We start from the raw sequence: 16,712 nt of genomic DNA, 5'->3' as shown, positions 1-16,712 counted from the left end.
TTACTATTACCAACCTTGATGCTGCAATTAATACAGTTGCTAGTAAAACAGGATTAACGAGCTATGTAAGTAGTCTTTAATTTTTTTATTAATTACGCTTTAATAAAAAGAAACATTGGAATATTCCAATGTTTCTTTTTACATATAATTTAAACTCTTGAAAAGAGCTCTCATTATCATAGTTGTACTTTTTATTCTTATTCAGTTTATTAGAATAGAAAAAAACAACGCGCTTTTTGTTGCCGAAAACGACTTCTTAGCGCTTACAAAAGCACCCGAAGAAATTAAAACGATGGTCAAATCTGCTTGCTATGACTGTCATTCTAATACTACCCATTACCCATGGTATTCAGAAATTGCTCCAGTATCATGGTTTATAGAACATCATATTAAAGAAGCAAAGCACCATTTAAACTTTTCGGAATGGAGCTCCTACTCACTCAAAAAAGCCAATCACAAATTGGAAGAATGCTATGAAGAACTGGAAAGGCATAAAATGCCAACTTCAGGATACGCTCTCATGCATAAAGAAGCCAGATTATCTAACGAACAAATCATTACCTTAGCACAATGGTTTAAAAATCAAATGCGATGAAAAACAAATTTTTATATTTAATTCTTATCACAGCTGTTACCAACATAACTCTGAACTCCTGCAAAAGAAAGGGATGCACCGACTCCAATGCGAGTAACTATGATGAAAAAGCTAAAAAGGATGATGGTTCATGTGAATACAATACCGTTGGAGAATACGATCGTACTAAAATGTTAACCAATTTAGCAGACAATTATATTATTCCTGCTTACACCAACTATGAAACGACTGTTATTGAGTTAGAAAACAAATCAACTGCTTTTACTGGCGCTCCATCCATTGCAACACTTACCGAGATAAGAGCTGCATGGAAATCTGCATGTATAAGTTGGCAAGGCGTATCATTTATTGACTTTGGTCCTGCTTCTGATATCAGCTTAAAAGCGCAAACAAACATCTACCCAATAGATACAGTATTAGTAAATTCTAATATTGCAAGTGGCTCTTATAATTTACAGCTACCAAATAATTTTGACGCAAAAGGCCTTCAAGCCCTTGACTACCTTTTATATGGCACTGGAAACAATGCGCAAGAAGTTGTAGATTATTTTATCAATACTTCTGAAGCTCAAAACTACCTTACAGCAATTACAAGTGAATTAAAAACTAACGCATCAACAGTTCTTAACAACTGGAATAATTCATACAGTCAATCTTTTAAAAGTAACAGTAACGATAATTCCCAAGGGAGTTCAGTTAGTATCTTAGTAAATGCTTTAAGTCAGCATTACGAATCTTATATTAGAAAAGGAAAAGTAGGTCTTCCTGCAGGTGTTTTTAATGGGTTTTCTCAACAACCAATGCCTGGACATGTAGAAGCTCTATATTCGAGTAACTCCGTTGAATATGCTATAGCTGTAATGGATGCATTTAGAAAGTTTGTAAAAGGGAACAATTACAATGATAATACTGAAGGGCAAGGGTTAGATGATTACATCAACTTTGTAGCTGCAAAAGACGCTAGTGGTAACGCTCTAGAAACAACAATAGAAAATCAAATCACGACAATTATTACAGCGTTAAATACACACGCTAATCCACTTTCTGATGAGGTTGTCAACAACTCTTCTCAAGTTATGGTTACTTATCAAGAAATGCAAAAATTGGTTCCATTAATCAAGGTAGATTTAACCTCTGCCTTAGGTGTATTAATCACCTACCAAGACAATGACGGAGATTAATTGCTATTGCTCGTTTTTATCATGAAGAATTTGCTAGATCGTTTCTTTAATCAAGAAAAAGACATTTCAACATTAGTTGTTTTTAGAATCTTTTTTGGGTTATTATTGTTTTTTAGCACAGCTCGCTTCATGTATAAAGGTTGGGTCTATGATTTATATGTTCAGCCCACCTACTTTTTTACTTATTATGGTTTTGACTGGGTAAAACCTTTAAGTGAATCTGGGATGTATATCCTATTCATAATATTGCTCTTTTCTAGTTTATTGATCACTTTTGGAGGGCTTTACCGAATAGCATCAATCACCTATTTTCTAATATTTACCTATATTGAATTAATCGACAAGACCAACTATCTCAATCATTACTACTTCATTAGTCTTGTTAGCTTCATTCTTATATTTCTACCAGCCAACAAATACTTTTCCCTAGATGTTTACTTCAAAGTCGTAAAAGAAAAATTAACTGTTCCGAGTTGGACAATCAACATCATCAAATTTCAACTTGGGGTGGTTTATTTTTTTGCAGGTGTAGCAAAAATTAATTACCACTGGCTTTTCGAAGCTCAACCTTTAATCAATTGGTTAAAGCACCAAACGGATTTACCGCTTGTAGGGTCATTAATGCAGTATGACATTACTGCCTATCTATTTAGTTGGGGCGGTATGTTATTTGATTTGTCTATCCCTTTTATATTACTCCATAATCGTTTAAGAATATACGGATATTTTCTTGTTGTATTTTTTCATGTAATAACAGCATCTATGTTTCCTATTGGGGTTTTCCCATTCGTAATGATAGTAAGCACTTTAATTTTCTTCTCTCCACAGTTTCATAGAAACATCCTTTCATTATTACAACCACACCCTACACATCCTCCAATTTTAAATCGAAGAACCCCATCAAGAAAAATAACGCAAAACTTAATTATTCTATTTGTTAGTATTCAACTTTTGCTTCCATTTAGATATTTACTTTATGATGGTAAATTATTTTGGACAGAACAAGGTTTTCGTTTTAGTTGGCGTGTCATGTTAATTGAAAAAGTAGGCTACGCTGAATTTACCATAAAGGACCCTGAAAACAATCGCAAATTGATTATCAACAATGCTGACTATTTAACTCCTCAACAAGAAAAAATGATGGCAACGCAACCCGACATGATTTTACAATTTGCACATCACTTAGCTAAAGAATATCAAAATTATACTTATCCAATAGAAAATAAAACTGAAAAAATAGAAAATCCCGAAGTATATGCGTCAGTTAAAGTATCTTTGTTCAACAAAGGAAGCAGAGATTTTATTGACACAACAGTAGACCTTGCTAAAGAAAAAAGAGGCTTTGTTTCTAAAACTTGGATTTTACCTTATGAATAGGTTTTTATTCTTCAACATATTACTCTTCTGTTCTTTTGTTTCATTTTCACAAAACAAAGGGGTTGTTTTTGGTAAAATCACCACAAAAACACAGTCAATTGAGGATCAAAAAGTAATTGCCATCCCAGCCATTAACAAAACTTATTATACTGACATAAAAGGAAACTATCAGACTGACTCCATACCTTTTGGCAGTTATGAAATCACTTTCCATACGCTAGGATTTGAAGCTCAAAAGAAGATCGTCACGATCGACAAATCGAGTATTAAACAAAATGTTTCTCTCAAAGAATTGGCCTACGAAATTGATGGAGTTGACATTACAGAAGAGAAAAAAGACTTAGTAGGACCTACCAACAGAATGCGACCAATTGAAGGCGTATTAATCAGTCAAGGAAAAAAGAACGAAGTTATTTCGGTTGAAGAAACAGGAGGAAACAAAGCCATTAACCAGGGGCGGCAAATATATGCTCAAATACCTGGATTAAATATTTGGGAAAGTGATGGCGCAGGGATTCAATTAGGAATTGGAGGAAGAGGGCTTAACCCAAGTAGAACCTCGAACTACAACACACGTCAGAATGGTTATGACATTAGTGCTGATGCTCTAGGGTATCCTGAAACATATTATACTCCTCCTACTGAAGCTGTTGAAAAAATACAATTAATTCGTGGGGCTGCAGCCTTACAATTTGGGACTCAATTTGGTGGACTATTAAATTTTGTATTAAAAACAGGAAATGAAGAAAAACAACTAGAAGGAACGATACGACAAACTGTGGGTTCTTTTGGGCTTTCTAATACCTTTCTAGAACTTGGGGGAAGCAAGAAAAGGTGGAACTATTATGTTTATGGGCAATATAAAACAGGGAATGACTTTAGACCAAATTCGGAATTTGATGTTTATGCAGCAGGTCTAAATGCCCAATATCTATTTAACGAAAAAACAAGTGCCAATATAGAATTTACCAAAATGAACTACCTTGCTCACCAACCAGGTGGCTTAACTGATTTACAATTCAACACCACGCCAGATACTTCATATCGAACAAGAAACTGGTTTAAAGTAGATTGGAATTTAGCGGCTTTACAATTCAACCATGAATTTAGTTCAACTACACGTTTAAACAGTCGCTTTTTTGGGCTAATTGCCAACAGAAAAGCTTTAGGGGTACTGGAACAAATTAATAGAGTTGACCCACTTACAGAAAGAGATTATATTTTGGGAGAGTTCATGAATTTTGGAAACGAAACACGTTTATTAAAAACTTATTCTATAAAAGATCAAATCTGGGCGTTTGTTGTTGGAGCTAGGTATTACAAAGGCTACAATCATAGCCTACAAGGTTACGCCGACAGCACCGACCAACCACATTTTGAATATTTAAATCCCAATTATGTTGAAGGATCAGACTACGAATTCCCTAGTCAAAATATTTCAGTTTTTGTAGAACATATTTTTGCACTATCCAAACACTTTAGCATTACTCCTGGTATTCGCTTCGAATCTATTAATACCAATGCTAATGGATGGTACAGAAATACTGTTCGTGACTTGGCGGGAAACATTGTTTTTGACGAACAAGTCATCGATAATCAAACCAACAATCGAGCTTTTCTAATTGGAGGTATTGGACTTAACTATAAACTCAACGATTCATTAGAGTTTTATGCCAATGCTTCTCAGAACTACCGAAGTATTAACTTTACCGATATGCAGATTCAAAACCCTAATTTTAGGATTGACCCTAATTTAGAAGATGAAAAGGGCTATAATTTTGATTTTGGAACAAGAGGTTTGATAGGAAATAAAGTCAACTACGACATCTCCCTCTTCTTATTAGCATATAACAACCGAATTGGAACAGCCATCAAAACAGATCCTGTGTTATTTAATGTCTATCAGTACCGAACAAACATCTCTCAATCACTCACCAAAGGTATAGAGGGAATGATTGCTGTTGATTGGTGGAAACTACTGATTAATGACACTTCAAAACTATCTGTAAGAACTTTTGTTAACACTGCATTTACCGATGCGCGCTACGTTAACTCACTAGAACCTGCTTATGAAAATAAAAAGGTAGAATTAGTACCAGAGTTTACTTTTAAAACAGGCTTAAGAATAGGATATAAAGATTTTAGTACTCAAATTCAATATTCTTACACTTCAGAGCATTTTTCTGACGCAACCAATACAGAGCAGCAAGCTAATGCAGTGAATGGGTTAATTCCCGCCTATTCTATTGTAGATTGGTCGGTAAAATATAAATGGAAACGTTTACAATTAGAAACAGGAATTAATAACCTTACCAACAGTATTTATTTTACTCGAAGAGCAACAGCCTATCCTGGCCCTGGAATTATTCCTTCTCCTCCCCGTAATTACTTTTTGACTTTGCAAGTGAAAATTTAAGCTTGTAACCATTGTAACATTTTACAGTTATAAAGAGTATATTAATCCAACTCTTATTCATAGAGTTATAAAAATCCAGTAAAATGAAAGTATTTTTTTTAATTATTATCGCCTGTTGCATTGGTATATTGTCATACGCTAAGGGACCTAACTTTAAGAAAATAAAAAAAAATATTAACGACAGTACCTCTATTTATTATTATGGCAAACTAATGGAACGATACTTCAATGCAGATAAGACGCTAACATTAGAAGAAAAAAGACATTTATACTATGGATACTATCTACAAGATGGGTTTGAGTATAATAAATATAATAATCCGTACTCTCTTTTTCGTGATACAGCAATTAGCGTCCAAGGTTTAAAAGAATTCCCTTTCGACATTGGAAATATAGAGTTTTTAATTCTTCGAGCAAAGTACAAAAATGAAGTTGAACTAAAAGAAAAACTAACAACGCAATTAAACATTATACTTGATGCAATGTTAAGTTATGGAGATGGTAAAAAGAAAAACAACCCCATTTATTTAAATTCGGAAGAAGATATTTATGATATCATTACAATATTAGGTTATTATGATTATCAAGCTGATGATAAATATACTAGAAAATATATTTCATCAGCAAGAAGTACATTAAAATATGAATTTACAAACCAAAAAGAAGGCTATAAACACTTGTACTTTAATGAAGGTTTTTCATATGAGAACGATAACAAAGCTCTAAAAAAAGCCTATGAAAATGATTTTTATTCTAAACAATAGTAAACCTTAAATTTACCGCTTATGAACATCAAAAAAGGAATCATATTAGGACTAATCACTTTATTTTTGGCCTCTTGTAGTGCTTCAAAGAAGGCTCCACGTAAATGCGACGGAAGAAAAGGTGTAAAAACAAGAATGGGGACGATGTAAATCATTACCCTCCATTCAAATTCACTCCTATAGCTACTACAATTCCATAAAACTGTAAATTGTAATCAATAGTGGCATTGTAAGTATCAAGATCTTTATAGCTTCCTTTTGCCATTGTTGAATACTGTGACAACTCTACATACCATGAGCGATTGGAATTATAATCATAGTGCTTATAGCCTATTCCTCCTTGAAACATTCTAGCGGCAATACTTCCATCATTTTGGTTTTTAGCTCCGCTAAAGTTATTGGGAATTCCGTAATTTCCTTTAACATAAAAAGCTCTATTATTATCGTGATAAGGATAGATAATAGCTGTAATATATGTTGGCAATGAATTGACTCTTACAGTATGTTTATCTGATGCTGAATAAAACTTTGCTGAATTACTGTGATATCCAATTCCAACTCCTAATTCCGCCCAGTTTTTAAACTGAACTGTTCCACTATAATCCAACATAAAGTTTCTGATTCCAAAACCTAGATAAGGACGGTGATTAAAAGTGATGTTTGGCCCTTCATAAACACTGGTCTTGAGCGGAAGCAACAAGTTGGAAATCTCACCACCTTTGCTTTCTGGGGTGGAAGCCCATGAAAGCAAAGGCAATAAAATTGAAACTAAAATTATTTTTCTGAAATTCAACATGATTATGCTTAATAATTCACCACGCTTAATGGGGTTAATTGGAAAGTATTATAATCAATCTCAAACTGCTCTAATCCAGCACTGCTCGTGGTCATTAAAATATAAGGATTAGATGGATGACGCATCACATCATAAGCTTCTATTCCTGTTACTCGAGCCACTTCGACTAAATCTGATGGATTAGAAGCATCAAATATTGCCAATCCATTGGTTCCCTCACCAACTACCAAGTACCAACCTAACATAGTCATTCCATAAGGACTTTCCATTTCTATTGTCTGAATACTTTCTGGTTCGTGTTCATTAGACATATCTACAACGGTCAAAGAGTTTTCATCTGCGACATTACACCCAGCGTTATCTACAGATCTTAACGTCATATAAGCGACATTCCCATTAGGTAAAACTGGATCACAAGCGGTAGTATGTGAAAACTCAGAAACTTTAGATGGTCTACTTGGGTTATTGACATTATACGTTAGCATTGCATCTTCTGAACCAATATACAAACGGTTATTATCGGCATATATCGTTTCCATACCGTCATCCAGTTTAATATCATTTTGATGGATAATTGCAGCCCCTCCATTACTCAACACATGCAATGTGTTTCCTCCTAAAACATAAATATGGTTATACTCTACCGCTATTCTATTTAATGTTCCCACACCATTTGATGTACTAGTAAATGAAGATGGAATTGTTGAAGTCGGTATAACATTATCCAAATAATCCAGGTGCATTTTTCCTTGTCTCTTAATTTCATCAGCCTCAGGACTATTGAGTTCAAAAACATCAGTAGCCATTTCATAACTAAAAGCAATTAAAGCTTCTCCTTTATCGTTTTTGTATGGTGTTCCAAAAACATCTCTAGCTCTGCTAATTAATTGTGGTTGGTAAACATTAGAAATATCAATTTTTAAGAAATCATATAAAGACTCAGCGTATAAAACATTGTCTTTAACAAAAAACTCTTTGTTAAAAGGTATTTGTAGAAAAGACAATCGGATTGGATTAGTCATATTACTGTTGTCAAAAATATGAATTCCTTCCCCCTCTTCTCCAACCAGGATGTAATCTTCACCAATATAGATTTTCCCTGGATTTTTTAGCGTCTGCTGTACTTTAATTAAAGGCAAAGAGCGAATTGCTTCTAAATCACCATAAACCGCTGTGGCTTTCTCATAAGTCATTGAAATTTCACCTTGAGTTTTGGTACAAGACATCAAGATCAAAATAAAACTGGTAAAAAGTAGAATATTTTTCATAACGGTAATTTTTATGGTTTGATTGAAATTAAGCAAGAACAATGCCAAAACTTAAATAGTTGTTAAATTAGTCTTTTATGCATTCTATAAAACACTTATTTTTATTTATACTATATAAGACCACTATTTCCATTCAGAAAAAGCTGTTGTATCTAACTCCAAAACTTCATCCCTTTCCCAACAAGGAAAAATAATTGGTTGTATTTTATTTTTTAATTCAATTTTTTTAAGATTTCTATTTATTCTTTTCTGATCTTTTTGAGCGGCTAAAACAAACTCAGCTTCCAACCTGCTATTTTGATTACCTCCAAGCTCTTTTCTGAGTAAATGCTTCACCTCTTCTCTTTCTTTTTCGAGAAGTTCAAAAACTGTGTGGCCTTTTTTACTTTGCTCTTGGGCAAAATAAATCTTATGCTCATTCCAACCAACAACTATCGTTTGATATTGAATATCAGCATTCAGTTTATAGCTATACTTCTTATTCTTTTTATGCAACTTAATATAGCTATTAAATTCAACAGGAATATTATAGACAAAAATACGATCAAATTGTTTTTCATTTTTAATTGTAGCACTCCATTCATCATACTTTAATGTAGCTGTTTTTCCTTTATAAGTAATTGCCGTTGTAGTCCTAGCAGCAGTGTTCTTATATACTTCTCTGTCAATATTATTCCATCCTAAATCGGAAATTTTCACTGTATATTTTTGCTTTATTGGTCTATACTTACAATCATATGGATAATTCACTTCTTGGTATACTTTACATAAGTTTTTCTCAAATTCTTTTTTAAATACGTCAGCCTGATTTTCAAAACTTCTAGAAACACTCTGGTTCTCTTTTTGTTGCATTTTGGAGTTCTCTTTGCTTTGCTTTTCCCAGTATTTTGTTTGCGTTTGAATCAATGCTTTGGTTATCATTCTTTGTTTGCGTTGATAATAAGCAGCCAAACGTTTAGCTGTTTTAGATGATAATTCAACGCTACCATCTCCTCTCATGGAAAACTCAACAAACTTTTCTTGCACACGACCTGTTGTCAAAGGAATAACCATACTATCTATTACCGAAAGTGGTTTATCTAAATTATTGATATACATTTCTAACACTTCATTACTACAACTATTGTGAATATATGGTATACGCTCTTCAAATTCTTTAGTGGCTAATATGGTATTATTAAATTGGGTACTCCATATCGTTTTAATGGTTGCAGGATTTACACAATTAGGCTTCCAAACGCCATCCACATAATCCAAAATGGCATCTATTTGTGATTTAGAAACACTTTGAGGGGGCATTTGACTTTTACTATAATTGATTATTTCAGTTGCTCTTTTCGACTTCCCTGACTCAGCTAATCCAGTAGGATCTGCTATCCATTCGTATATCAATGCCCCTTCTCCATTTACCTCCCATTGCTTTCTTGCTCCTTTAAGCATTGGCCCAGTTGACCCCTTATCGACTCTATGGCAAGCTGCACAATTATTTTTAAATAGCATTTTACCATATTCTTGATAATTATATTCTAAAGAATCAGAAATAGCTATATCACTTTCTTCATTTAACCTATACTTTTTTTCATTAACAAATGAATAGTATAAACTATCTTTAAATCTCTTATCATAGCTTCCCCAACTATCTATAGAATCTTGATAATTTGGAGGGTAAAAGTCCAACGATAAAATATCTACCGGGGTTAAAAATGACTCTAGTTTTTTAGGTTCAATCCAATTGATTTCTCCATTTTGAGTTTTCTCGCCTCTATACAATTTCATTTTCGATTTTTTATTCTCTGTTGGAACATTTATTGTTAATGGCTTTGCTAAACTAACACGTTTCCCATCGACATAAGCATCAACATAAAACATCCCTCCTGTTTCCAATTCTTTCCCATCAGAAGTAGTTGACAATCCAGCTAATATAATATCTTCAGAAGTTATTGCGCTTTGGATAACTAAACTCACTTTTTCACTTGTAGTCTTAAATGCGTTTTCAGGTATATATAAAACTATTCCATCTTTTGTTTCGATAATGGTATCTTGTCTTGATATAATTTGATAAACCTCTTTTTCTAATTGTGTGTTTGAGAATCCACTAATGCTATCGGTAGTCACATATTTTTTATTAAAATCTGGAGTTTTGATATTCGACTCAAAATCACTGTTTAAGAAATACATCCCCAATGTAAGAATAGCTGTTGCGACCATCAAGCCTATCAGTCCTTTTGTAATTACTCTTTGAACTCTCCACTTCTTATAACTTTTTCCTGCTGACCTTTTTAAACCTACGCGTTTTGTTGTTTCCATTATTTCTCTTTGGGCATCTACATCTTTCTTCAAATTAGGGTTTTTAGTCAACATTTTTTCAAAAGCCTCTTTATCAGCAGCTGACAGTTTGTTCGTTAAGTATCTTTCAATTATTTCTATTGTTTTTAATTCTTTTCTCATTACTAATTGGTTTTAGTGATTAAATTTCTTTTAAAGCAAGATTTCTCGCCCTTTCCATACATTTGTATTTCTGTACTTTAGCCGATTGTTCATTTTTATAGCCTAATTTCTTGGCTATACTTGACATATCTAGCATTCTGTAATAAAACAGCTCAAATATGGATTTACACTTTTCTCCTAATGAGTGAACTATATATTCTAATTGTTTTAGTCTATTCTCTTTCTCTATCAAGACCTCTAACTCATTTTCGTCGATTATTTGACTAATATCATTTGATGTTTGTATTCTTATTTTCTTTTTTCGTAATTCATTATTCCATAGAAATTGGCACGTTTTTATTAAAAAAGCCTCTGGATTCTCAATTAATTCACTATTCACTTTTCTATACAATAAAATCAAGCCTTCTTGAAATATATCTAAGGCTTCTTCTTTTGTACCACTATTACTTAAAATAAATCTCTCAACTTTTGGAAAAGATTTATACAAATATGTAAAAGCCTTTTCTTGCTTCCCATTGGTAAGCAATGCTATGAGTTTTGTATGTTTCATACCGTTTCTTTTCCTTGTAGTGTAACAACTTTCTAAAAGTAACCTTCTTTTCAAAAAAAAATGAAATTTGTTTTACTTTTAATACTTGTACAGATTTCGTTAATTTTGCACCCATCATGGGAAAACTAATCATTGTACCTACTCCTGTAGGAAATTTAGAAGACATTACATTAAGGGCTATTCGCGTTTTAAAAGAGTGTGATTTAATTTTAGCTGAGGATACACGTACTTCAGGTAAATTATTAAAACATTTAGAGATTGATACTCCTAAACGTTCTTACCACCTTCACAATGAGCATAAAATTGTAGAGCAATTAGTCCAAGAACTTTCGATGTCGGATGCTACGTTTTGCTTGGTAAGCGATGCTGGTACCCCAGCCATTTCTGACCCTGGCTTTTTATTAGTAAGGGCTTGCGTGGAAAATCATATTGAAGTAGAGACTTTACCTGGAGCAACAGCTTTTGTACCTGCTTTGGTTAATTCAGGATTGCCTTGTGATCGTTTTGTATTTGAAGGATTTTTACCCCATAAAAAAGGAAGAAAAAAACGTATTGAAGCGTTAAAAGAAGAAACGAAAACCATGGTTTTTTATGAGTCTCCTTATCGAATAGTCAAAGCTTTAAAAGAATTTGCAGCGGCCTTTGGTGAAGACCGAAAATGTGCTGTAGTTCGAGAAATTTCAAAGCTTTATGAAGAAACAACTCGTGGAACATTAGCTGAAGTAAGCAATCATTTCGAGCAAAAAACTCCTAAAGGAGAGTTTGTAATGCTTATAGCAGGAAAAGAATAAACTTTTATGTTTCAGATTTTTTAGATCTCTGGACTAACAGTAAAGAAAGAAGTCCTAACACAATCATCATAACAGTTTGAGTAGACCAGATCATCATACCTAATGCATTCCCTACTCCTTTTGCCTCATCTTCGCCCAGTGTTTCTCCTAAATAATAAGTAATTACCATGCCAACTAACATTGGGTAAGCCCCCATACCTCCATTGGTAAACATAATGCCCAATGTTCCTGCAATAAAACCTATTAACACCCCTCCAAACGGTACAACTTTAGTTGATTCTAAACTCAAAAAACACAATCCAAAAAAGGAAACATAAATTGTCCAAATAAACAAAGTATGCCCTAAAAATCGCCAAGGGTGGTTAGACTTAAAAACAGAGAAAACTCCAGCTACAATATCCTTAATAAACCCTATCAACTTCTCTTTGACTTTGGGAACAAACTTCCAAACAAGTATTCCAGCAATACAAAAAACAAGGAACACGACCAATGCAATCCACCCCAAGGCTATCCCTCCTGTTTCACTTTCTCGATTAAACAAGCCATTTTTAGAAGCTATCTCCATTAAATCATCATAACTAAAAAATAAGGCTAGCAACACCACAACGCCTAACATAATTAAATCAAATACACGTTCGGCTATAATGGTTCCAAATGATTTTGTAAAAGGAACCTTTTCGGTTTGGTACAAGACTCCTGCTCGTGAGGCTTCTCCCGCTCGAGGAATCAGCAAGTTCATAATATAACCAATCATTAACGAATGATAACGGTTTTTCAACTTCGTTTTATACCCTAGTGGCTCTAACATATAACGCCAACGAATAGCGCGGCTTAAATGACTTAAAAAACTAAAAATTAACGATAAGAAAAACCAAAAGTAATTGGCCTCGTTTAAAGCTCTAAAGAAGCTCTCCCTATCTTTCTCAGACATATTGTCCCAGAAATACCACATCAAATACACTCCTATTATAAGGGGTATAATAATTTTAAGGACTCTAATTAACTGGCTTTTCATGAATTAAGTTCAACGAATATTACTCAATTCTATTGTTTTCAGGGTTAGGAAAAACAATGGTAGGTTTAAATGTTTTTGCTTCTTCAAAATCCATCGTCGCATATCCAATGATAATCACAATATCTCCAACAGCCACTCTTCTTGCAGCTGGACCGTTTAAACAAATAACACCAGAATCTCTCGCCCCTTTAATAATGTACGTTTCAATACGCTCTCCATTATTCACATTAACGATCTGAACTTTTTCTCCTTCAATTAAATTTGCAGCTTCCATCAATGTTTCATCAATAGTAATGCTTCCTATATAATTCAAATCAGCTTCTGTTACAGAAACTCGATGTATTTTTGATTTAAAAACCTCAATATTCATAGCGCCGCAAAGTTATACAAAAATCTCGATATTATCTATCAACCTAACATTTCCTACATGGGCAACAACAAATGCTCTATATTCTTTGTTTTTTTCTAGAAATTCAACTGTTTCAAGTGTATCAGCCCTTGCAATAGTTAAATATTCTGGCCTACTTTTGGTCATTAACAAGTCTTTTCCTTTAGCTAACCAATGACTTACATTGCCCTCTTCACAATTTTCTTTCAAGAATTTTAGTGTTTGGATTAAAATTAATGCTTCTTCCTTTTCTACGTCACTTAATAACATATTACGAGAACTCATGGCTAAACCACTCTCCTCACGAACAATTGAGCAACCTACTATCTCGATATTCAAATTCAGTTCTTCCACCATTTTTTTGATGATGCAATATTGTTGAAAATCTTTCAATCCAAAAAACGCTTTATTGGGCTTAACAATATCAAAAAGGACACTGACAACTTGAACAACCCCATCAAAATGACCAGGTCGATTAGCACCCTCCATGACTTCTGCTATCTTTCCTAAATTTACCGTAACTTTTTGTTCATTCAAATACACATCTTCAACACTTTCAGGCAAATACAAAACATCACAACCTACATTTTCAAGCAAAATGATATCTTGATCATGAGTTATAGGATATTTTTCAAAATCTTTCGGATCATTAAACTGTGTGGGATTCACAAAAATACTACACACCACAATATCAGCAACTTGCTTAGCTTCTTTGACTAGAGACAAATGCCCTTGATGTAAGGCTCCCATAGTGGGAACAAAGCCAACAACCTCCTCTAAAAACTGTCCTAAATACTCCTTTAATTCCCTTTGTGTTTTAAATATTCTCATGCTTAAATTATTATGAGTTAATCGTTTACGTTAATAGAACAAAAACCATCTTATAATGGACAAATTTGGACAAAACTAACTGATTTGTTGGAAGTATTGATTTTTTTTTTTATATTTTTGTGTTCCCAAAAAAACAAAACAGCGATTTTTATGTCTAAAAAAAGAGTTTTATACATTACCCAAGAAATTTTTCCTTTCTTACCTGAAGAAGGTATTGCTTCTTCTGTCAGAAGGCTCTCTCAGGGAGTACAGGAAGAGGATAAGGAAATAAGAGTGTTTATGCCTCGTTTTGGTGTAGTGAATGAAAGAAGGCACCAATTACATGAAGTAATTCGCCTTTCTGGAATGAACTTGGTTATTGATGACGCTGACCACCCACTTATCATCAAAGTTGCTTCTATTCCAAAAGCAAAAATGCAAGTATACTTCATTGATAATGAAGAGTACTTTAAAAGAAAAAGCACTTGTAAAGACATGGAGGGGAACTTCCATGGAGACAATGACGAAAGAGCGATGTTCTTTTGTAAAGGGGTATTAGAAACTGTAAAGAAATTAGGATGGAAACCAGACATTGTACACTGTCATGGATGGATGGCTGGATTTATGCCGCTGTATTTAAAAAAGATGTACAATAATGACCCTCATTTTGAAAATGTGAAAATTGTATATACTGCATACAATCAAGGAGAGGGAGGTATATTTGATGAGCGTCTGATGGACAAACTTAAGTTTGACAATTTTGAGGAAGAAGATATAAATGTACTAAAAAGTCCAACAATAGAAAGCCTAAATGTTTTAGGAGTTAAATGGGCAGATGCTGTTGGAATTGGAAGCGAAACAATAAATGAATCAATTAGTAGTTATATAAAAGAATCTGAAAAACCAGTTTTAGATTATCAAACAGAAGAAACGTTGATTACTGCACATCAAGATTTTTATAACAACATAATTGAAAACGATGAAATTTTGGCCAACTAAAGCCGCAACTATTTTTATTCTTCTTATTACTTTTTTTAGTTGTAAGAAAAAAGAAAACGATTTAGGTCTAGCTATCCAACCACAAGATGAAGAACTTGACTTAGGGATTTCCGACACTACAAAATTAATTACTTACATTGGAGAAAGTGATTCTATTCCAACAGATGAACTTTCGGGAGACAACCTTTTAGGTTCCTACATTGATCCTTTTTTTGGAGAAGTAGATGCAGCGATATTCGCTCAGTTAAGAATTTCTTCTGCAGTAGATTTTACTCCTGCAAGTGGGGATTTAAACGACTTGGTTGTTGACTCTGTTAGATTATACTTAAAGATCAGCAATCTTTATGGTAATCAACAAGCTCAGAACTTTGAAGTTTATAGGTTAAACTCAACATTGGATCAAGATTCAACCTATTATTCAACGACTACTATCGATTCAATTCAAGGTAATTTAGTCTCAGCAGGAATGGGATCAATATCTCCCAATCCCTATACATTGGGAACCGTTGAAGGTGAAACTGTTGAAGAACCTATATTAGCTATTCCTTTAGACGAAAATTTATTTGGTTGGGATATTATCAACCAATCTGGAACAGGTGTTTTAGAGGGAAATGATGGAAGTGGTCAGTTTGTTGAATGGTTTAAGGGACTACTAATTAAGACCAATACTACTCAAAATGTAAATGAGGGTGGAATTATTTATACCGATTTATTGAATGAATATTCTAAGATAACCATCTTTTATAGAGATACTGTTGCTCAGGACACCATTGCTTACGATTTGAACTTTAATTCTCAATCTGCTCGTTTTCATAGAGTAAGAATGAACAACAACGGCTTTTATGTTGGAAATGAATTAGCGGACTCAACGCTGGGACAAACTCAATTTTTCACCCAAACATTAGGAGGTGTTCACGGGAAACTTTTCTTCCCTCACCTTGAAGATTATGTTAAAGAGAAAAAAGTTATTGTCAATAAAGCTGAATTGGTGCTACCTGCTCAATATTATGCTTTAGATAAATATTTGCCATCATCCCAACTTTACTTAAGTAGACTAGATGAAGATGGGTCAGATATTTTTGTAGAAGACTTTGTAGAAGACTTTGGTGGGACTTATGACTTTGAAAACAATCAGTATGTATTTAATATTACAAGACATATCAATCAAGTTTTTTCTGGAGCAATTGCAAATACTCCATTAAAGATTTTACCAAATCAAAGTGGAATTTCTGCTAATAGAGTTGTATTTAATGGACAATCTACAACACTAAAAGACAAACCAAAATTGAAATTAACATTCACTAATTACTAAGA

General features: G+C 33.5%; 16 protein-coding genes. 9 read left to right on the top strand and 7 right to left on the bottom strand.

Translation table 11 applies throughout. The features are described from left to right. The first annotated feature begins 157 nt into the window (after positions 1-157). The 6 genes from N4A35_11075 to N4A35_11050 all read left to right on the top strand — a co-directional run bounded on the left by N4A35_11075 (position 158) and on the right by N4A35_11050 (position 6,483). Entirely contained in the window at positions 158-595 is a 438-nt protein-coding gene (locus N4A35_11075) for a heme-binding domain-containing protein (protein ID MCT4581952.1), read from the top strand. Then, the gene (locus N4A35_11070) at positions 592-1,776 is read left to right on the top strand and encodes an imelysin family protein (GenBank protein ID MCT4581951.1); all 1,185 of its coding nucleotides are present in this window, start codon (positions 592-594) and stop codon (positions 1,774-1,776) included. The genes N4A35_11075 and N4A35_11070 overlap by 4 nt, the downstream gene beginning before the upstream one ends. Positions 1,777-1,797: 21 nt before the next feature. Next, positions 1,798-3,153 (top strand): HTTM domain-containing protein, encoded by a 1,356-nt coding sequence (locus N4A35_11065; GenBank protein MCT4581950.1) that lies wholly within the window; start codon positions 1,798-1,800, stop codon positions 3,151-3,153. Beyond that, positions 3,146-5,569 (top strand): TonB-dependent receptor, encoded by a 2,424-nt coding sequence (locus tag N4A35_11060; protein MCT4581949.1) that lies wholly within the window; start codon positions 3,146-3,148, stop codon positions 5,567-5,569. Before N4A35_11065 ends, N4A35_11060 begins: the two co-directional genes overlap by 8 nt. An 83-nt stretch (positions 5,570-5,652) precedes the next feature. Next, complete coding sequence (locus N4A35_11055; protein MCT4581948.1) at positions 5,653-6,333, top strand: DUF4919 domain-containing protein; 681 nt, start codon at positions 5,653-5,655, stop codon at positions 6,331-6,333. A gap of 21 nt (positions 6,334-6,354) precedes the next feature. Then, positions 6,355-6,483, top strand: a complete 129-nt coding sequence (locus N4A35_11050; GenBank protein ID MCT4581947.1) for a hypothetical protein — start codon at positions 6,355-6,357, stop codon at positions 6,481-6,483. 4 nt (positions 6,484-6,487) lie between these two features. On the opposite strand, the gene N4A35_11045 is transcribed toward N4A35_11050, so the two are convergent. The 4 genes from N4A35_11045 to N4A35_11030 form a co-directional block, all read right to left on the bottom strand. Next, complete coding sequence (locus tag N4A35_11045; protein MCT4581946.1) at positions 6,488-7,129, bottom strand: hypothetical protein; 642 nt, start codon at positions 7,127-7,129, stop codon at positions 6,488-6,490. Between the two features lie 8 nt (positions 7,130-7,137). Then, the gene (locus tag N4A35_11040; GenBank protein MCT4581945.1) at positions 7,138-8,397 is read right to left on the bottom strand and encodes a hypothetical protein; all 1,260 of its coding nucleotides are present in this window, start codon (positions 8,395-8,397) and stop codon (positions 7,138-7,140) included. Between the two features lie 123 nt (positions 8,398-8,520). Continuing rightward, a complete protein-coding gene (locus tag N4A35_11035) occupies positions 8,521-10,845 on the bottom strand; it encodes a cytochrome c (GenBank protein MCT4581944.1) in 2,325 nt (774 codons plus the stop codon). A gap of 19 nt (positions 10,846-10,864) precedes the next feature. Then, the gene (locus N4A35_11030; protein ID MCT4581943.1) at positions 10,865-11,395 is read right to left on the bottom strand and encodes a sigma-70 family RNA polymerase sigma factor; all 531 of its coding nucleotides are present in this window, start codon (positions 11,393-11,395) and stop codon (positions 10,865-10,867) included. Between the two features lie 116 nt (positions 11,396-11,511). Here N4A35_11030 and rsmI point away from each other — a divergent pair, with 116 nt between their 5' ends. Further along, the gene (rsmI, locus tag N4A35_11025) at positions 11,512-12,186 is read left to right on the top strand and encodes a 16S rRNA (cytidine(1402)-2'-O)-methyltransferase (protein MCT4581942.1); all 675 of its coding nucleotides are present in this window, start codon (positions 11,512-11,514) and stop codon (positions 12,184-12,186) included. A 4-nt stretch (positions 12,187-12,190) separates the two neighbouring features. On the opposite strand, the gene N4A35_11020 is transcribed toward rsmI, so the two are convergent. The 3 genes from N4A35_11020 to panC are packed head-to-tail and all read right to left on the bottom strand — an operon-like array spanning position 12,191 to position 14,420. Beyond that, entirely contained in the window at positions 12,191-13,201 is a 1,011-nt protein-coding gene (locus tag N4A35_11020) for a flippase-like domain-containing protein (protein MCT4581941.1), read from the bottom strand. Between the two features lie 19 nt (positions 13,202-13,220). Further along, positions 13,221-13,571 carry an aspartate 1-decarboxylase gene (locus N4A35_11015; protein ID MCT4581940.1) on the bottom strand — a complete coding sequence of 117 codons (351 nt, stop codon included), beginning with the start codon at positions 13,569-13,571 and terminating at the stop codon, positions 13,221-13,223. Positions 13,572-13,583: 12 nt separating this feature from the next. Next, entirely contained in the window at positions 13,584-14,420 is an 837-nt protein-coding gene (panC, locus tag N4A35_11010) for a pantoate--beta-alanine ligase (protein MCT4581939.1), read from the bottom strand. A 150-nt stretch (positions 14,421-14,570) separates the two neighbouring features. Here panC and N4A35_11005 point away from each other — a divergent pair, with 150 nt between their 5' ends. Further along, positions 14,571-15,398 carry a glycogen/starch synthase gene (locus tag N4A35_11005; GenBank protein ID MCT4581938.1) on the top strand — a complete coding sequence of 276 codons (828 nt, stop codon included), beginning with the start codon at positions 14,571-14,573 and terminating at the stop codon, positions 15,396-15,398. Beyond that, positions 15,379-16,710 carry a DUF4270 domain-containing protein gene (locus N4A35_11000; GenBank protein MCT4581937.1) on the top strand — a complete coding sequence of 444 codons (1,332 nt, stop codon included), beginning with the start codon at positions 15,379-15,381 and terminating at the stop codon, positions 16,708-16,710. Before N4A35_11005 ends, N4A35_11000 begins: the two co-directional genes overlap by 20 nt. The last annotated feature ends 2 nt before the right edge of the window (positions 16,711-16,712 follow it).

It is taken from the genome of Flavobacteriales bacterium (genome assembly GCA_025210295.1).
In the GTDB taxonomy this organism is placed as follows: Bacteria; Bacteroidota; Bacteroidia; order Flavobacteriales_D; family Parvicellaceae; genus S010-51.
This window is presented reverse-complemented; position numbering and strand designations above follow the sequence as displayed.

Coding starts and splice junctions, on each gene's coding strand:
- N4A35_11015 (MCT4581940.1), bottom strand. CDS start 13,571: ATGAATATTGAGGTTTTTAAATCAAAAATACATCGAGTTTCTGTAACA.
- N4A35_11045 (MCT4581946.1), bottom strand. CDS start 7,129: ATGTTGAATTTCAGAAAAATAATTTTAGTTTCAATTTTATTGCCTTTG.
- N4A35_11060 (MCT4581949.1), top strand. CDS start 3,146: ATGAATAGGTTTTTATTCTTCAACATATTACTCTTCTGTTCTTTTGTT.
- N4A35_11055 (MCT4581948.1), top strand. CDS start 5,653: ATGAAAGTATTTTTTTTAATTATTATCGCCTGTTGCATTGGTATATTG.
- N4A35_11050 (MCT4581947.1), top strand. CDS start 6,355: ATGAACATCAAAAAAGGAATCATATTAGGACTAATCACTTTATTTTTG.
- N4A35_11020 (MCT4581941.1), bottom strand. CDS start 13,201: ATGAAAAGCCAGTTAATTAGAGTCCTTAAAATTATTATACCCCTTATA.
- N4A35_11065 (MCT4581950.1), top strand. CDS start 1,798: ATGAAGAATTTGCTAGATCGTTTCTTTAATCAAGAAAAAGACATTTCA.
- N4A35_11070 (MCT4581951.1), top strand. CDS start 592: ATGAAAAACAAATTTTTATATTTAATTCTTATCACAGCTGTTACCAAC.
- N4A35_11005 (MCT4581938.1), top strand. CDS start 14,571: ATGTCTAAAAAAAGAGTTTTATACATTACCCAAGAAATTTTTCCTTTC.
- panC (MCT4581939.1), bottom strand. CDS start 14,420: ATGAGAATATTTAAAACACAAAGGGAATTAAAGGAGTATTTAGGACAG.
- N4A35_11030 (MCT4581943.1), bottom strand. CDS start 11,395: ATGAAACATACAAAACTCATAGCATTGCTTACCAATGGGAAGCAAGAA.
- N4A35_11000 (MCT4581937.1), top strand. CDS start 15,379: ATGAAATTTTGGCCAACTAAAGCCGCAACTATTTTTATTCTTCTTATT.
- N4A35_11040 (MCT4581945.1), bottom strand. CDS start 8,397: ATGAAAAATATTCTACTTTTTACCAGTTTTATTTTGATCTTGATGTCT.
- rsmI (MCT4581942.1), top strand. CDS start 11,512: ATGGGAAAACTAATCATTGTACCTACTCCTGTAGGAAATTTAGAAGAC.
- N4A35_11035 (MCT4581944.1), bottom strand. CDS start 10,845: ATGAGAAAAGAATTAAAAACAATAGAAATAATTGAAAGATACTTAACG.